General features: G+C 66.7%; 12 protein-coding genes and 2 pseudogenes. 5 read left to right on the top strand and 9 right to left on the bottom strand.

Annotated elements, in window-relative coordinates:
* Positions 1-198: pseudogene (locus tag C7411_RS35545) on the top strand (amino acid:proton symporter); the annotation flags it as partial.
* A 166-nt stretch (positions 199-364) separates the two neighbouring features.
* On the opposite strand, the gene C7411_RS35540 reads toward C7411_RS35545, so the two are convergent.
* The 6 genes and pseudogenes from C7411_RS35540 to hemA all read right to left on the bottom strand — a co-directional run.
* On the bottom strand, positions 365-1,159 hold the full coding sequence (locus C7411_RS35540; RefSeq protein ID WP_110388813.1) for a DODA-type extradiol aromatic ring-opening family dioxygenase: 795 nt from the start codon (positions 1,157-1,159) through the stop codon (positions 365-367).
* Positions 1,160-1,309: 150 nt separating this feature from the next.
* Positions 1,310-1,933, bottom strand: a complete 624-nt coding sequence (locus C7411_RS35535; RefSeq protein ID WP_243413458.1) for a UbiX family flavin prenyltransferase — start codon at positions 1,931-1,933, stop codon at positions 1,310-1,312.
* A 139-nt stretch (positions 1,934-2,072) separates the two neighbouring features.
* Positions 2,073-2,384 (bottom strand): Grx4 family monothiol glutaredoxin, encoded by a 312-nt coding sequence (grxD, locus tag C7411_RS35530; protein ID WP_028208749.1) that lies wholly within the window; start codon positions 2,382-2,384, stop codon positions 2,073-2,075.
* Between the two features lie 84 nt (positions 2,385-2,468).
* Positions 2,469-3,338: a peptide chain release factor N(5)-glutamine methyltransferase gene (gene prmC / locus C7411_RS35525; RefSeq protein WP_110388812.1), complete on the bottom strand. Its 870-nt coding sequence runs from the start codon at positions 3,336-3,338 to the stop codon at positions 2,469-2,471.
* Between the two features lie 13 nt (positions 3,339-3,351).
* The gene (gene prfA, locus C7411_RS35520) at positions 3,352-4,434 is read right to left on the bottom strand and encodes a peptide chain release factor 1 (RefSeq protein ID WP_110388811.1); all 1,083 of its coding nucleotides are present in this window, start codon (positions 4,432-4,434) and stop codon (positions 3,352-3,354) included.
* 243 nt (positions 4,435-4,677) lie between these two features.
* A pseudogene (gene hemA / locus C7411_RS35515) lies at positions 4,678-5,955 on the bottom strand (glutamyl-tRNA reductase); the annotation flags it as partial.
* Positions 5,956-6,403: 448 nt separating this feature from the next.
* Here hemA and C7411_RS35510 point away from each other — a divergent pair.
* The 3 genes from C7411_RS35510 (at position 6,404) to C7411_RS35500 (ending at position 9,222) form a co-directional block, all read left to right on the top strand.
* On the top strand, positions 6,404-6,661 hold the full coding sequence (locus tag C7411_RS35510; protein WP_110388809.1) for a hypothetical protein: 258 nt from the start codon (positions 6,404-6,406) through the stop codon (positions 6,659-6,661).
* Between the two features lie 79 nt (positions 6,662-6,740).
* The gene (locus C7411_RS35505; RefSeq protein ID WP_110388808.1) at positions 6,741-8,555 is read left to right on the top strand and encodes an aminopeptidase P family protein; all 1,815 of its coding nucleotides are present in this window, start codon (positions 6,741-6,743) and stop codon (positions 8,553-8,555) included.
* Between the two features lie 43 nt (positions 8,556-8,598).
* The gene (locus tag C7411_RS35500; RefSeq protein ID WP_110388807.1) at positions 8,599-9,222 is read left to right on the top strand and encodes an HAD family hydrolase; all 624 of its coding nucleotides are present in this window, start codon (positions 8,599-8,601) and stop codon (positions 9,220-9,222) included.
* 91 nt (positions 9,223-9,313) lie between these two features.
* Here C7411_RS35500 and C7411_RS35495 read toward each other — a convergent pair whose 3' ends face one another.
* The 3 genes from C7411_RS35495 to ychF all read right to left on the bottom strand — a co-directional run bounded on the left by C7411_RS35495 (position 9,314) and on the right by ychF (position 13,426).
* Positions 9,314-10,471: a DUF748 domain-containing protein gene (locus tag C7411_RS35495; protein ID WP_110388806.1), complete on the bottom strand. Its 1,158-nt coding sequence runs from the start codon at positions 10,469-10,471 to the stop codon at positions 9,314-9,316.
* A 157-nt stretch (positions 10,472-10,628) separates the two neighbouring features.
* Positions 10,629-12,293: an energy-dependent translational throttle protein EttA gene (gene ettA, locus C7411_RS35490; RefSeq protein ID WP_110388805.1), complete on the bottom strand. Its 1,665-nt coding sequence runs from the start codon at positions 12,291-12,293 to the stop codon at positions 10,629-10,631.
* Between the two features lie 38 nt (positions 12,294-12,331).
* Positions 12,332-13,426, bottom strand: a complete 1,095-nt coding sequence (ychF, locus tag C7411_RS35485; protein WP_110388804.1) for a redox-regulated ATPase YchF — start codon at positions 13,424-13,426, stop codon at positions 12,332-12,334.
* Positions 13,427-13,706: 280 nt separating this feature from the next.
* Here ychF and C7411_RS35480 point away from each other — a divergent pair, with 280 nt between their 5' ends.
* Positions 13,707-14,879 (top strand): UbiH/UbiF family hydroxylase, encoded by a 1,173-nt coding sequence (locus tag C7411_RS35480; RefSeq protein ID WP_110388814.1) that lies wholly within the window; start codon positions 13,707-13,709, stop codon positions 14,877-14,879.
* Positions 14,880-14,993 lie beyond the last annotated feature (114 nt).

The following is a 14,993-nucleotide window of genomic DNA, read 5'->3' as shown; positions in this document are numbered from 1 at the left end:
ATCATGGCGCTCCTTTCGCTCGTCGGCAGCAGGCAGTTCGGCGGCAGCGGTCTGCTTCCCTACGGCTGGGACATGCTGGTCGTCGCGCTGGTCTCACTCGTGTTCTATTACTGGGGCGTGAATTCGGGCTACCGCTCGCCGTACCTCGCGGAACGCGAAGAGCACGACGAGGTGCTCGAAGGCATCGGCGCGCACTAACGCACTAAGCGGCACCAAGCGGCACCAAGCGGCACCAAGCGGCACTAAGCGCCGCACCAAGCGTCAACTCGCGTCGTACAAAACACAAAGCCCGCCTGAAGCAATTCAGGCGGGCTTTCTTGCCTTTTGCGCCAAGGCGGAGCCAGTGTGGCCGTTCGCTGCGGCGTTACTGCACCGCGCTGCCGAACACGTAGTTCGTCATCGCGAGCGCGCGCTGGTAGGTGCCAAGCGACTGCACACCGAGCGTGTAGTCGTCGTCGGCTGCGCCGAGCGCCGCGAAGACGGGCAGCAGGTGCTCGTCGGTCGGGTGCATGAGCACCGCATGCGGGGCGCGCTGGCGGTAGTCGAGCAACGCGTCGATGTCGCGCGCGGCGAGGTGATTCTCGAACCATTGCGTGAACTCGGCCACGCGCGGATCGGCGTCCTCCGGACGCGCCGAGAAGTCGGCCTCGCGCAGGTTATGCGTGATCTGGCCCGAGCCGATCACCATCACACCTTCGTCGCGCAGCGAGCGTAGCGCACGGCCAAGCGCGAAGTGATGGGCGGCGTTGGCGCGCGGCTGGATCGAAAGCTGGGCGACGGGCACGTCCGCGTCGGGGAACATCAGCAGCATGGGCACCCATGCGCCGTGGTCGAGGCCATGCGCCTCTTCATCGACGGGAACGCCTTGCTCGCGCAGCAGCGCCGCTGCGCGCTGCGCCATTTTCGGCGCACCCGGCGCGGGGTACTGGATTTCGTAAAGCGCGCGCGGAAAGCCGTAGAAGTCGTGGATCGTCTCAGGCTGCGTGGCGGTGCTCACTGCGGGGCGCATCGTGCCCCAATGCGCCGAGAGCATGAGCACCGACTGCGGACGCGGCAAATGCTCCGAAAGCACGGTGAAGCCGCCGGAAGGCAGCGATGGGTCGATCGGCAGCGTGGGAGCGCCGTGCGAAAGGAAAAGGGTAGGCGTGCGGGTGGTCATGATCGTCGGCGGGCCGCGCCGGGGCGGCCCGAAAGTATCGTATTGCGATCAATATAAGACCCTACCGTCTTGAATTAAACGGGGCGAAAGGGAATTGATTGTGTCGCCGATATTGATAATCGGCGCGGCGCGTGACTGTGCGCCCGGCACTTATTCGTCGGTGCCGCGCAGCCCCGGCCAGGCGGGCGAGAGCGCGGGTCCGAGCGCGAACAGGTCGAGCACGCGCGCGACCGTATGATCGACCATCTCGTCGATCGAAGCCGGCTGGTTGTAGAAGGCCGGCAGCGGCGGGAAGATCACGCCGCCCATTTCGGTCACGGCCGTCATGTTGCGCAGATGCGCGAGATTGAACGGCGTTTCGCGCACGAGCAGCACGAGACGGCGGCGCTCCTTGAGCGTGACGTCGGCGGCGCGCGCGATCAGGTTGTCGGAGAGACCGTGGGCGACGCTCGCGAGCGTCTTCATCGAGCAGGGCGCGACGATCATGCCGTCGGTCGCGAACGAGCCCGAAGCGATGGTCGCGCCGACGTCGCGCACGGAATGCACGACATCGGCGCGTGCGTGCAGATCGTCCTTGCTCAACTGCAGTTCGTGCTGGATGTTGAGCCAGCCCGCTGCGGAGACGAGCAGATGCGTTTCGACGCCGCCGAGCCGCCGCAGCAGGTCGAGCGTGCGCACGCCGTAGATCGCGCCCGTGGCCCCGGTGATCGCGACGATCAGCCGGCGTTGCGGCAGTTGTGCGATGGTGGGCGGAGCGGGGAAGGCGGTATTCACGTCAGGCGGGGGTCGGAGCGGAAGGCGGGGGGAGTTCGAAGCGAAGGCGCCTCGTGAAAAAGCGCCGGCCTAACGTACCGGGCGCCCGGTACGGAACAGGCGCACCGTCGTGCGCCCGATGCCGTCCCGTAACCGGCGATTACGCCGCGGCGAAAAGCTGCTGCAGTTCGCCGTTCTGGTACATCTCCATCATGATGTCCGAGCCGCCGACGAACTCGCCCTTCACGTAGAGCTGCGGGATGGTCGGCCAGTTCGAGAATTCCTTGATGCCCTGGCGGACCGCGTCGTCCTCGAGCACGTTGACGGTCTTGAACTGATCGACGCCGCAGGCTTTCAGGATCTGCACCGCGCGACCGGAGAAGCCGCACATCGGGAACTGCGCGTTGCCCTTCATGAAGAGGACGACGGCGTTTTCGTCGACGATCTGCTTGATGCGTTGTTGGGTGTCCATGACTGACCTTGCGATTGAATTGATGCTGAATACGTTGGAATGCAGGATGAAATGATAGCGGATTTCGCCCGTGCGAGCCCGGCGTTACCGGGAGCGCTCCTGGCCGGCCGGCTGAGGCAGGCAGCCGCCGCCGATGCGCTCGATCCCGGCCAGATCGCGCTCGGAGCGCACGTCCTTGAAACCGGCGTCTTCGAGCAACGCCCGGACGGCGGCCGCCTGGTCGTAGCCGTGCTCCATCCAGAGCACGCCGCCCGGTGCGAGCCGGGCAGGGGCGCCCGCGACGATTGCGCGCAAAGCGGCGAGGCCGTCGGCTTCGTCGGTGAGCGCGCCGCGCGGCTCGAAGCGCAAGTCGCCCTGTTCCAGATGCGGATCGCCGCTCGCGATATACGGCGGATTGCTCACGATCGCCTCGAATCGCAGCGCCGCATCGAGCGTGTCGTACCAGCTGCCCGCCACGAACGCGAGCGGGCCGCCGGGGCGCTGCGCGTCGAGCAGCTTCGCGGCGTTGCGCGCAGCCACCTCGAGCGCGGCCGCTGAGCGATCGACGGCCCAGACGCGCGCATCGGGCCGTGCCGAGGCGATCGCCACGGCAATCGCGCCGCTGCCGGTGCCGAGGTCGAGCACGCGCGGCTGGGCGATGCCTTCGAGTGCCGCGAGCGCGGTTTCCACGAGCAGTTCGGTATCGGGGCGCGGAATCAGCACGTCGGGCGTCACGTCGAAGTCGAGGCCGTAGAACTCGCGCGCGCCCACGAGCTGCGCGATCGGCTCGCCACGCACGCGGCGCGCTTCGAGCGCACGGTAGGCGTCTACGCGGGCTGCGTCGAGCGCCTCGTCGCCGCGCGTGATGAGTTCGGTGCGGCGCCAGCCGAGCACGTACATCAGCAGAATGCGCGCTTCGAGCGCGGGTAGCGGCGTGGCGCGCAGCAGCGCCTCGGCGGTGAGGGCTTCGCTCATGTCGAATGCGTGCTCAATCCGCGTCGCCGAGCGAAGCGAGCTGCTCGGCCTGGTGCTCGGAGACGAGCGCGCCGATCAGTTCGTCGAGGTCGCCATCCATGATCGCTTCGAGGCGATAGAGCGTGAGATTGATGCGGTGATCGGTGAGCCGCCCCTGCGGGAAGTTGTAAGTGCGGATGCGCTCCGAGCGGTCGCCCGAGCCCACGAGGCTCTTGCGCGTGGCCGCTTCCCTGGCGTGCTGCTCCTGGTACTGCTTGTCCTTGATGCGCGCGGCGAGCACCTTGAGCGCACGGTCCTTGTTCTTGTGCTGCGAGCGGTCGTCCTGGCACTCCACGACGATGCCGGTCGGAAGGTGCGTCACGCGCACGGCCGAATCGGTCTTGTTGATGTGTTGGCCGCCCGCGCCCGAGGCACGGAAGGTGTCGATGCGCAGGTCGGCGGGATTGATCTCCACTTCGCCGATTTCGTCGGCTTCCGGCATCACCGCGACCGTGCAGGCCGACGTGTGGATGCGGCCCTGCGTTTCAGTGGCGGGCACGCGCTGCACGCGGTGGCCGCCCGACTCGAACTTGAGCTTCGAGTATGCCGCCTCGCCTGCAATGCGCACGATCACTTCCTTGTAGCCGCCCAGATCCGACTCGCTCGCCGACATCATCTCGGTCTGCCAGCGGTTGCGCTCCGCGTAGCGCAGGTACATGCGCAGCAGGTCGCCCGCGAACAGGGCCGACTCGTCGCCACCCGTGCCCGCGCGGATTTCGAGGAAAACGTTGCGGTCGTCGTTGGGATCCTTTGGCAGCAGCATCATCTGCAATTCATGCTGCAGCTGCGCCATGCGCTCGCGCGCGGCTTTGACCTCTTCTTCGGCGAAGTCGCGCATCGAGGCGTCGGAGAGCAGGTCTTTCGCCGCGGCCTCGTCGTCTTTGGCCTGACGCCACTGCCCGTAGTGCTCGACCACGGGCCCCAGTTCCGCATGCTCGCGCGTGAGCTTGCGGTACTGGTCGCGGTTCGAGGTCACTTCGGGACGGCTCAACAGGTCGTTCAGCTCGGCCAGGCGCGTAGTCAGCTGGTCGAGCTTCGATTGCATGCTCGTTTTCATCGGGCGGTGCGGAGCGGGCTCCGGATAGGACTGCGAGAGAGAAGAAGCGGGCGTGCGGCCCGGTCGTGCAGGGCACGCATGGCGCGCGCCCGAGCGCGAACGTCGCTAACGGTCCGAATTACCGGACGAATCGGACGAATCGGACGAGTTGGACGAGTTGGACGAGTTGGACGAATCGGAAGTGCCGGCTGAGCGCGGCGACGCACTGACGTCCGCCGCGGCCTGCGCGGCGGCGTCTACTTTCGACGGCTGGCCGTGGCGGTAAAAGCCGCCCATCAGTTCGATGAGCGAGTCGCGCTGATCGCCGCTCGACGTGTTGAGCGCATGCGTCGGGCCGTGGATCAGCTTGTTGGTGAGCGATTGCGACAGCGCTTCGAGCACGGCCGACGGGTCGTCTCCGCGCGCGAGCATCTTGCGGGCGCGTTCGAGCTCGGCGCGCCGCAGCGCGTCGGCCTGGGTATGCATGTGGCGGATGACCGGCACGATGCTGCGCGAGTCGAGCCACTGCATGAAGTTCGCCACGCGCGACTCGATGATCGTCTCGGCCTGCGCGACGGCGGCCTGGCGCGAGGCATTGCCTTCGCGCACGATCGTGCCGAGATCGTCGACGGTATAGAGGAAGACGTCTTCGAGCTGGGCGACTTCGGGCTCGATGTCGCGGGGCACCGCGAGGTCGACCATGAAAATGGGGCGGTGACGGCGCGCCTTCACCGCGCGCTCCACCGCGCCGAGACCGATGATAGGCAGCGTGGACGCCGTGCACGAGACGACGATGTCGAATTCGTGCATGCGCGCGGGCAGATCGGAGAGCGCAATGGAGCGGCCGCCGAAGCGTTCCGCAACGTAGCGCCCGCGCTCGGCGGTGCGGTTGGCGACCACGAGCTCGCGCGGCTGCTGCGCGGCGAAGTGCGCGGCGCACAGCTCGATCATCTCGCCCGCGCCGATGAAGAGCACGCGCTGGTTGGCGATCTTGTCGAAGATACGCTGCGCGAGGCGCACGGCGGCGGCGGCCATCGAAACCGACTGCGCGCCGATTTCGGTCGTGCTGCGCACTTCCTTCGCCACGGCGAAGGTGCGCTGGAACAACTGGTTCAAATAGGTGCCGAGCGCGCCGGCCTCAGTCGCGGTGCGTACCGCGGTCTTCATCTGGCCGACGATCTGCGTCTCGCCCAGCACCATCGAATCGAGCCCCGATGCCACCCGGAACGCATGACGCACCGCTTCGGACTGCGGCAGCGTATAGACGTGCGGCGCAAGCTCCTCTTCGCGGAGGCCGTGGTAGTGCGAAAGCCAGCTCACGGCGGCGTCGCGCGAGCTTTGCGCGTCGGTCGCGCAGTAGAGCTCGGTGCGGTTGCAGGTGGAGAGAATGGCGGCTTCCGGCGCGCTCAGCGAGCGCTTGCCGGACCACGCTTCCTTGAACAGCGCGAGCGCGGGCTTGATCTGTTCGAGCGGAAACGCCACGCGTTCGCGCAAGGCGACGGGCGCGGTGTGGTGATTGATTCCGATCGTTAGAAGCTGCATACCATGGGGGCGAGATTTAGGCGGATATTATAACTTTTCCTTGCATCCGACATTCGCGCCGACAGAGTCCGACACTCCGGTGGGTGATAGGGGAGCCATTCGAGCGGGTAGCCAAAGCCGTACAAGGTAGTCGAACGCCAGCCATGCTCGGGCCCGGGCTGCAATTTGCTGCGCAGCCGCAAGCGTGCGTGTCGAGGGTGCGCGACCGAACGTCGCGGTCCAGATTCCACCCGGTTTCGGGCGGTTGTGCGCCAAGCGGGAAGTGCGTGGAAGCCGCCTGGATGCGCTTGCCTTGTGCAATCCCGCCCCCTACACTCAACCGCTACGCGGGAAGCGCCGAGCCGACCGTTTTCCAGTTTGAATAGAGACTAATCAGGCTACCCATGCTGGCTCTCGTGCTTCGGCGGTCCTGGCGGGCTAATCCGAAAACCTATAGGACAAGTCTTTAATGGGCTGGGCCGGTATCGTCATTCTCGGTTTGGCGGTGGGCTGTGCGGGGTGGTGGCTCCATCCCTTGCGCCGCGCCGCACGTCACGGACTCGCGCCGGCGGTCGTGGCCGGCGTGCTCGGCGCGGCGCTCGCGAACGCGGCGGGCAGTGCGACCGGTCTCTTCCACGATGGCGAGTTGCTCCAGTGGCCGCTTTGCACGGCGCTCGCGCTCGGTTTCGTGGGCGTGTGCGTCGCGCTGCGCGCGCGGCGCAGCTAGTCGCGCGCTGCCCGCCCCCCGTGGCGCCGCCTTTGGCCGAACCCAGATCTTCCGCTTCGAATTCTTCGCAGGTGAAAACATGAACGCCCGACTCCCCGAAACCTCCTCGATTCCCGAACGCATTGCCGCCCTGCGCGCCGCGATGACGCGCGCCGGCGTGGATGCCACCCTCGTGCCTTCCGCCGATCCGCATCTGTCCGAGTACCTGCCGCGCCGCTGGCAGGGGCGCGAGTGGCTTTCGGGCTTCACCGGCTCGGTGGGCACGCTCGTGGTGACGAAGGACTTCGCGGGCGTGTGGGTGGACAGCCGCTACTGGGTGCAGGCCGAGCAGCAACTGAGCGGCACCGGCATCGAGCTCATGAAGATGATGGGCGGCCAGCAGAGTGCGCCGCACATCGACTGGCTCGCGCAGAACGTGAGCGCGGGCGGCGCAGTGGCCGTGGATGGCGCCGTGCTCGGCGTCGCCTCGGCGCGCGCGCTGGCCGAGGCGCTCAAGGCGCGCGACGTCGCACTGCGCACGGACCTCGATCTGCTCGACGACGTCTGGCAAGGCCGCCCGTCGCTGCCGCTCGAGCCCGTGTACGAGCACGTTGCGCCGCACGCCGACACGAGCCGCACCGGCAAGCTCGACCAGGTGCGCCGCGCGATGCGGGAGAAGGGCGCGCAGTGGCACTTCATCTCCACGCTCGACGACCTCGCCTGGCTCTTTAACCTGCGCGGGGCGGACGTGAACTACAACCCGGTGTTCGTCGCGCACGCGCTGATCGGGCCGGACGACGCGACGCTCTTCGTCGCCGACGGCAAGGTGAGCGAGGCGCTCGTGCAGTCGCTCGCGAAAGACAAGGTGCGCGTCGCGCCGTATGCAGAGGCCGCCGCCGCACTCGCGGCGTTGCCCGCGAAGGCCGCGCTGCTCGTCGATCCGCGCCGCGTGACGTACGGGCTGCTGCAGGCGGTGTCGTCGGCGGTCAAGCTCGTGGAGTCGGTGAATCCGAGCACGTTCTTCAAGTCGCGCAAAACCGCCGCCGAAGCCGGCCACGTGCGCGCGACCATGGAGCAGGACGGGGCGGCGCTTGCCGAGTTCTTCGCGTGGTTCGAGGCGGCGCTTGGCCGCGAGAGGATCACCGAGCTGACCATCGACGAAAAGCTTTCCGCCGCGCGTGCGCGACGTGCGGGCTTCAAGTCGCTCTCGTTCTCGACCATCGCGGGCTTCAACGCGAACGGCGCCATGCCGCACTACCGCGCCACGCCCGAGTCGCATAGCGTGATCGAGGGCAATGGGCTGCTGCTCATCGACTCGGGCGGCCAGTACCTCGACGGCACCACCGACATCACGCGCGTCGTCCCCGTGGGCACGCCGAGTGCGGAGCAAAAGCGCGACTTCACGCTCGTGCTCAAAGGCATGATGGCGCTCTCGCGCGCGAAGTTCCCGCGCGGCATCCGCTCGCCGATGCTCGACGCCATTGCGCGCGCGCCGATCTGGGAAGCGGGCGCCGATTACGGCCACGGCACGGGCCACGGCGTGGGCTACTTCCTGAACGTGCACGAAGGTCCGCAGGTCATTTCGCACTATGCGCCGGCCGAACCCTGGACCGCGATGGAAGAAGGCATGATCACCTCGGTCGAGCCGGGCATCTACCGGCCGGGCAAGTGGGGCGTGCGTATCGAGAATCTGGTGTTCAACCAGCGCGACGAAACCACCGAATTCGGCGAGTTCCTCAGCTTCGAGACGCTCACGCTCTGCCCGATCGACACGCGCTGCGTCGATCTCGCGCTCCTGCGCGCGGACGAGCGCGAGTGGCTCAATGCGTACCACCAGACGGTGCGCGTGCGCGTGGCGCCGCAAGTGAGCGGCGATGCGCTCGCGTGGCTCGAAAAGCGCACGCAGCCGATCTGATTTCCCCGGCATCCCGATAGCGATCAAGCGGAGCGAGACGCGCATGACGATCAAGGCAGTGGTGTTCGATTTCGGCGGGGTGCTCGTGGACTGGAGTCCCGAGTATCTCTATCGCAAGCTGATTTCCAACGACGACGAGCGCCGCTGGTTTCTCACGCACGTCTGCAAGATGGACTGGGTGATCCGCCAGGACGGCGGCGAGCCCATCGCCGTGGGCACGGAGGAACTCGTCGCGGCGTTTCCCGGGCACGAAGCGCTCATTCGCGCGTTCTACGAGCGCTGGCACGAGATGATCGGCGGCTTGCTCGCCGGCGGTGTGGCGACGTTCGAGCGCCTCGAGGCGGCGGGTATGCCGATCTTCGGACTCACGAACTGGTCGGCCGAGACGTTTCCGTGGGCGTGGGAGCGCTTCGGCATCCTGCGGCGCTGCCGCGATATCGTCGTCTCGGGCCACGTGAAGCTCGTGAAGCCCGATCCGGCGATCTTCCACGAGATGTTCCGCCGCATCGAGGCACAGTTGCCGGGCGTGAGGCCGGAAGAACTCGTTTTCATCGACGACAACGCGCACAACGCCGAAGCGGCCACGGCACTCGGCTGGCATGGCGTGCACCACACGAGCAACGCCGCCACCGACGCGAAGCTGCGCGAACTCGGCCTGCCGGTCTAACCAGGCTCAACCAGGCTCAACCACGCAGACTCAACCAGGCAGACTCAACCAGGCAGGCTCAACCAGGCAGGCTCAGTCGGCGCTCCGCGCGCTACTTCGAAGCGGGCGCCGGCGCCACCGGCTGCAGCAAACTGCGCAGCGCGTCGGCGATACCCTTCGCGGTTTGCCCGGCGCCCTTCGCCACACCTTCCGCGCTCACGCCGAGCGCCTGCGCAAACCCTGCGCGCAGCTCCGTCATCAGGTTTTCGTTGAGCTTGAACTTCGGGTCGCGCAGGTTGCCGTCGAGCACGAAATGCAGCGTGATCTCGCCCTTGCGCGCCTTCAATGCGGCCACGGCGGCGCGCGTCGGGATCGACAGGAAGGTGTCCACCGCGTCGCCGCTTTCCGCGAGTTGCAGGTTGCGCAGCGTGACCGAGCCCGGCGCGTGCAGGTGATAGCCGCGTACGGTCGAGGCGAGGTCGAGGTCGAGCGTGCCGCCCGTTACATTGGCCTTCGCGCCGGCCTTTCTGAGCAGATAGGGATCGATCGTGCGCACATCCACGCCGCGCAGCGTCGTGTGGAGTTGCGAGTCCTTGCTCGCGATCTGGATCCAGCCGTCGAACGCGACGCGTCCCGTGTGCTCCGGACCGACGACGTTGCCGGTGACCGAAACGCGAGTGGGCTCCGTGAGCGCAGGCAACTGGACATTGTCGACGCTCGCCTGCGCGCGGTTCACCGTGACGCGCCATGGCGGATTGCTGATCGACCGGTCGTAAAAGTCGAATGTGCCGTTTTCGAAGCCGATATGGTCGATGATCTTTTCCTGCGGCAGGTTGCTTGCGCCCTGCGTGCCGCTCCTGGGCGCGGCGCCTTGCTCCATCGCTTCGCGCAGATTCGGCAGGAGCAGGATCGAGCCGCTTTCCCGGCGCAGCACCGTCATCGTGAAATCGCTCACGGTGACGTCGCGAACATGCACGCGGTGCGAGATCAGCGCGCGCAAATCGGGCGTGATCGTGATGCGCGCGGCGCGCAGCGTGTCGGCGGCGGGCCAGTTGGGCGGCGGCTTCAGGCGCACGTCGGTGAGTTCGACGGATGAGAGATTGAACGCCACTTTTACGCTCGCGGCCATGCCGACAGGCGCGAGTGCGCGCTCCACGTACGTCTTCGCCTCGCGCTGCAGCGCATAGAGCGTGCCGAGCGCCGCGAGCGCGAGCAGCGCGACGACGCTCGCCACGATGAGGGGAACACGGTTGCGCAGCGGCATCGCCATACGGAATTCCTCGCGGGAGCAGGGCCCGATCAGGCCCCAGGTGACCCTGAACGTAGCGGCTTTCGAGCAACCGCCATGCCGCGCGCGCTGCCGGGCAAATGCCAGAACGACAACGGCGGCCCGCGGGCCGCCGTTGTTTGCTATCGATCCCGCCTGCCTAGCGGCTGATCGGCTTGTAGCGCAGACGCTTCGGACGTGCGGCTTCCTCGCCGAGACGCTTGATCTTGTCGGCCTCGTACTCCTGGTAGTTGCCGTCGAAGAACGTGACCTGCGAGTCGCCTTCGAACGCGAGGATGTGGGTGGCGATACGGTCGAGGAACCAGCGATCGTGCGAAATCACCATCACCGAGCCCGCGAATTCGAGCAGGGCGTCTTCGAGTGCGCGCAGCGTTTCGACGTCCAGATCGTTAGACGGTTCGTCGAGCAGCAGGACGTTGCCGCCCGAGATCAGCGTCTTGGCCAGATGCAGACGGCCACGCTCGCCACCCGAGAGGTTGCCGACGATCTTCTGCTGATCGCCGCCCTTGAAGTTGAAGCGGCCGATATACGCGCGCGACGGCGTTTCGTACTTGCCCACGGTCAGCACGTCCGCGCCGCCCGAGATCTCTTCGAACACCGTCTTGTCGGCGGCCAGCGCGTCGCGGCTCTGGTCCACGTAAGCGAGCTTGACGGTCGGGCCCTGCACGATTTCGCCCGAATCCGGCTGCTCCTTGCCCGTGAGCATGCGGAACAACGTGGATTTGCCGGCGCCGTTCGGCCCGATGATGCCGACGATCGCGCCTGCGGGAATCTTGAAGCTCAGGTTGTCGATGAGCAGACGATCGCCATAAGACTTGCTGACGTTCTTGAACTCGATGACTTCGTTGCCCAGACGCTCGCCCGCCGGAATGAAGATTTCCTGCGTTTCATTGCGCTTCTGGTATTCCGAGCTCGACAGTTCCTCGAAGCGCGCGATACGCGCCTTCGACTTCGCCTGGCGGCCCTTCGGGTTCTGGCGCACCCACTCCAGCTCCTTCTTGATCGCCTTCTGGCGAGCGGATTCCGACGCTTCTTCCTGCTTCAGGCGCTCTTCCTTCTGGTCGAGCCAGCTGGAGTAGTTGCCCTTCCAGGGAATGCCGTGGCCGCGGTCGAGTTCGAGAATCCACTCGGCGGCGTTGTCGAGGAAGTAGCGGTCGTGGGTCACGGCGACCACGGTGCCCGGGAAGCGTGTGAGGAACTGCTCGAGCCACTCGACCGATTCGGCGTCGAGGTGGTTGGTCGGCTCGTCGAGCAGCAGCATGTCGGGCTTTTCGAGCAGCAGCTTGCACAGCGCGACGCGGCGCTTTTCACCGCCCGAGAGATTGCCGATCTTCGCATCCCAGGCCGGCAGGCGCAGTGCGTCGGCGGCGATTTCGATCTGCTGTTCCGCGCTGCCGTCGGTCGTCGCGAGGATTGCTTCATACTTCGCCTGCTCGGCGGCCAGCGCGTCGAAGTCGGCGTCCGGTTCCGCGTAGGCGGCGTAGATCTCGTCGAGCTTCTTCTGCGCGTTGAACACGTCGCCCAGACCTTCCTCGACCGCTTCGCGCACGGTCTTTTCCGGATCGAGCTGCGGCTCCTGCGGCAGGTAGCCGATGTTCAGATTCGGCATCGGCGTGGCTTCGCCTTCGATGTCCTTGTCGACGCCGGCCATGATCTTGATGAGCGTGGACTTGCCCGAGCCGTTCAGGCCGAGCAGGCCGATCTTCGCGCCGGGGAAGAACGACAGCGAGATGTCCTTCAGGATCTGGCGCTTGGGCGGCACGATCTTGCCGACCCGGTTCATGGTGAAGACGTATTGGGCCATGAGAGTGTCTTTTGGAAACGGGAAGAAAAAGGTGTCGCTTAAACGTTGAACAGGAAGTTCATCACGTCGCCGTCGTGCACGACATATTCCTTGCCTTCGGCGCGCATCTTGCCGGCTTCCTTCGCACCGGTCTCGCCCTTGTACTGGATGAAGTCGTCGAACGCGATGGTCTGCGCGCGGATGAAGCCGCGCTCGAAGTCGGTGTGGATCACGCCCGCGGCTTGCGGGGCCGTATCGCCGACATGGATCGTCCACGCGCGCACTTCCTTCACGCCCGCCGTGAAGTACGTCTGCAGGCCGAGCAGCTTGTAGCCCGCGCGGATCACGCGGTCGAGGCCCGGCTCGTCCATGCCCATGTCGGCGAGGAACGCGATCTTGTCTTCGTCTTCGAGGTCGGCGATTTCCGCTTCGATGGCGGCGCACACGGCCACGACCGGCGAATTTTCGGCTGCAGCGTACTGGCGCACGGCTTCCAGATGCGGGTTGTTCTCGAACCCGTCTTCCTTCACGTTCGCGACGTACATGGTCTTCTTCGCGGTGATGAGGCAGAACGGCTTGATCAGCGCCTGCTCGTCCTCGCTCAGCGCGAGCCCGCGCACGGGCTTCGCCTGATCGAGTTGCGCGCGCACCTTTTCGAGCACCGCCACGAGCTTCGCGGCTTCCTTGTCGTTGCCCGACCTGGCGGCCTTCGAGTAGCGCGTGAGCGCCTTCTCGACGGTGCCGAGGTCGGCGAGCGCCAGTTCGGTATTGATGACTTCGATGTCGGCGAGCGGATCGATCCTGCCCGCGACGTGGATCACGTTTTCATCCTCGAAGCAGCGCACGACGTGCGTAATCGCATCCGTTTCGCGGATGTTCGCGAGGAACTGGTTGCCGAGGCCTTCGCCCTTGCTCGCGCCCGCGACCAGACCCGCGATGTCGACGAATTCGACCACGGCCGGCACGACGCGTTCGGGTTTGACGATTTCGGAAAGCGCCTTCAGGCGCTGATCCGGCACTTCCACCACGCCGACGTTGGGCTCGATCGTGCAGAACGGATAGTTTTCGGCCGCGATGCCCGCCTTGGTCAGCGCGTTGAAGAGGGTGGACTTGCCGACGTTAGGCAAGCCGACGATGCCGCATTGGAGGCTCATGTAAATCTCTGCATGTCAGGGTGGTGACGTGCGGCTCGCCGCGCGCGAAGGCCCGGGCCGGGCGTCTCGCGAAAGCGCAAGCGGCGGGCGGGGCGGCGCAGGTGGCACGTCGGGGGACGTGACGGGGCGTCACGAAAACCGTAATTGTAACCTCGTCCGGGTGAGGGTTAGCCGCAGGCGTCGCCGCGCTCCCCGGCCGTTTTCCCGCAACGTCTTGCTGCGCCGCAACACCGCGCCCGTCCGGCCCGGCCGCACAGGCACCCGCGGCTATAATGCGCGCATGACTGCAAGCAACCAGACCTTTGATGTCGCCGTGATCGGCGGCGGGCTCGTCGGCAAGTCGGCGGCGCTCGCGCTGACCCAGAGCGGCCTGCGCGTGGCGCTGCTCGCGCAGCCGTGCGCGCCGCTGCCCGCGGGCGCCGTGTTCGACGCGCGCGTGTACGCCTTTTCGCGCAGCTCGCAGGCGCTGTTCGAGCGGCTGCGGGTCTGGCAGGCCGCCGACGCTTCGCGCCTCACGCCCGTCTACGACATGCGCGTGTTCGGCGACGCCGCGGCGGAACTGCACTTCTCGGCCTATCAGGCGTCGGTTGCCCAGCTTGCGTGGATTGCCGAGTCGTCGGTCGTCGAGCGCGCGCTCGACGCCGCGCTGCACTTCCAGCCCAATCTCGCGTGGATCGACACGCGTGCACAGACGCTCGACGTGAAACCCGACGCGGCCGTGATCGGCCTCGCCAATGGCCGCACGATCGAAGCCGACCTCGCGATCGGCGCGGACGGCGCGCATTCGTGGGTGCGTGCGCAGATCGGCTCGACGGTCGAGCGGCGCGATTACCGGCAAACCGGCGTGGTCGCCAATTTCCGCGCGGAAAAGCCGCACGGCGAAACGGCGTACCAGTGGTTCCGCGAGGGCGAGATCGTCGCCTTGCTGCCGCTGCCGGACCGGCACGTGTCGCTCGTCTGGTCGGCACAGACCGAACATGCCGACGAACTGCTCAAGCTCGAACCGGCGCAGCTTGCCGCTGAAGTCGAGCGCGTCTCGCAAAGCCAGTTGGGCGTGCTCGAATGCGTCACGCCTGCGCGCGGCTTTCCTCTGTCACTGCAAACCGTCGACCGGCTCGTCGCGCCGCGCGTCGCCCTGGTCGGCGACGCCGCGCATCTGATTCACCCGCTTGCGGGCCAGGGCGTGAACCTCGGCTTGCGCGACGTCGCCGCGCTCGTCGACGTCGTCACGAAGAAAGAGGCGTTCCGCGATCTCGGCGACATCGTGCTGCTGCGCCGCTATGAACGCGGCCGCCGCGAGGACATCCAGAAGCTCGTCGTGGCCACCGACGGCCTGCAGCGGCTCTTCTCGTTGCCTGGCACGCTCGCGCGCGCGGTGCGCAATACCGGTATGGCATTCGTGGGCGCGCAGCCGCTGCTCAAGCGCTGGCTCGTGGCCTCGGCGCTCGGCTAGTATCGACAGGCTCGCCTGCTCCGGCAGGCATTTCGGTCGCTCGAGGCCGGTGCAGCTTAGAATGGGCGTATAGGCCGCGCCCGCAGCGCATGCCGCCCCGGCCATTCAACGGAA

The organism is Paraburkholderia silvatlantica, from assembly GCF_003096715.1.
GTDB lineage: Bacteria > Pseudomonadota > Gammaproteobacteria > Burkholderiales > Burkholderiaceae > Paraburkholderia > Paraburkholderia silvatlantica.
The sequence above is the reverse complement of the archived record's forward strand: the minus strand, read 5'-3'. Positions and strand labels throughout refer to the sequence as shown.

Coding starts and splice junctions, on each gene's coding strand:
- C7411_RS35540 (WP_110388813.1), bottom strand. CDS start 1,159: ATGACCACCCGCACGCCTACCCTTTTCCTTTCGCACGGCGCTCCCACG.
- grxD (WP_028208749.1), bottom strand. CDS start 2,384: ATGGACACCCAACAACGCATCAAGCAGATCGTCGACGAAAACGCCGTC.
- prmC (WP_110388812.1), bottom strand. CDS start 3,338: ATGAGCGAAGCCCTCACCGCCGAGGCGCTGCTGCGCGCCACGCCGCTA.
- prfA (WP_110388811.1), bottom strand. CDS start 4,434: ATGAAAACGAGCATGCAATCGAAGCTCGACCAGCTGACTACGCGCCTG.
- C7411_RS35510 (WP_110388809.1), top strand. CDS start 6,404: ATGGGCTGGGCCGGTATCGTCATTCTCGGTTTGGCGGTGGGCTGTGCG.
- C7411_RS35505 (WP_110388808.1), top strand. CDS start 6,741: ATGAACGCCCGACTCCCCGAAACCTCCTCGATTCCCGAACGCATTGCC.
- C7411_RS35500 (WP_110388807.1), top strand. CDS start 8,599: ATGACGATCAAGGCAGTGGTGTTCGATTTCGGCGGGGTGCTCGTGGAC.
- C7411_RS35495 (WP_110388806.1), bottom strand. CDS start 10,471: ATGGCGATGCCGCTGCGCAACCGTGTTCCCCTCATCGTGGCGAGCGTC.
- ettA (WP_110388805.1), bottom strand. CDS start 12,293: ATGGCCCAATACGTCTTCACCATGAACCGGGTCGGCAAGATCGTGCCG.
- ychF (WP_110388804.1), bottom strand. CDS start 13,426: ATGAGCCTCCAATGCGGCATCGTCGGCTTGCCTAACGTCGGCAAGTCC.
- C7411_RS35480 (WP_110388814.1), top strand. CDS start 13,707: ATGACTGCAAGCAACCAGACCTTTGATGTCGCCGTGATCGGCGGCGGG.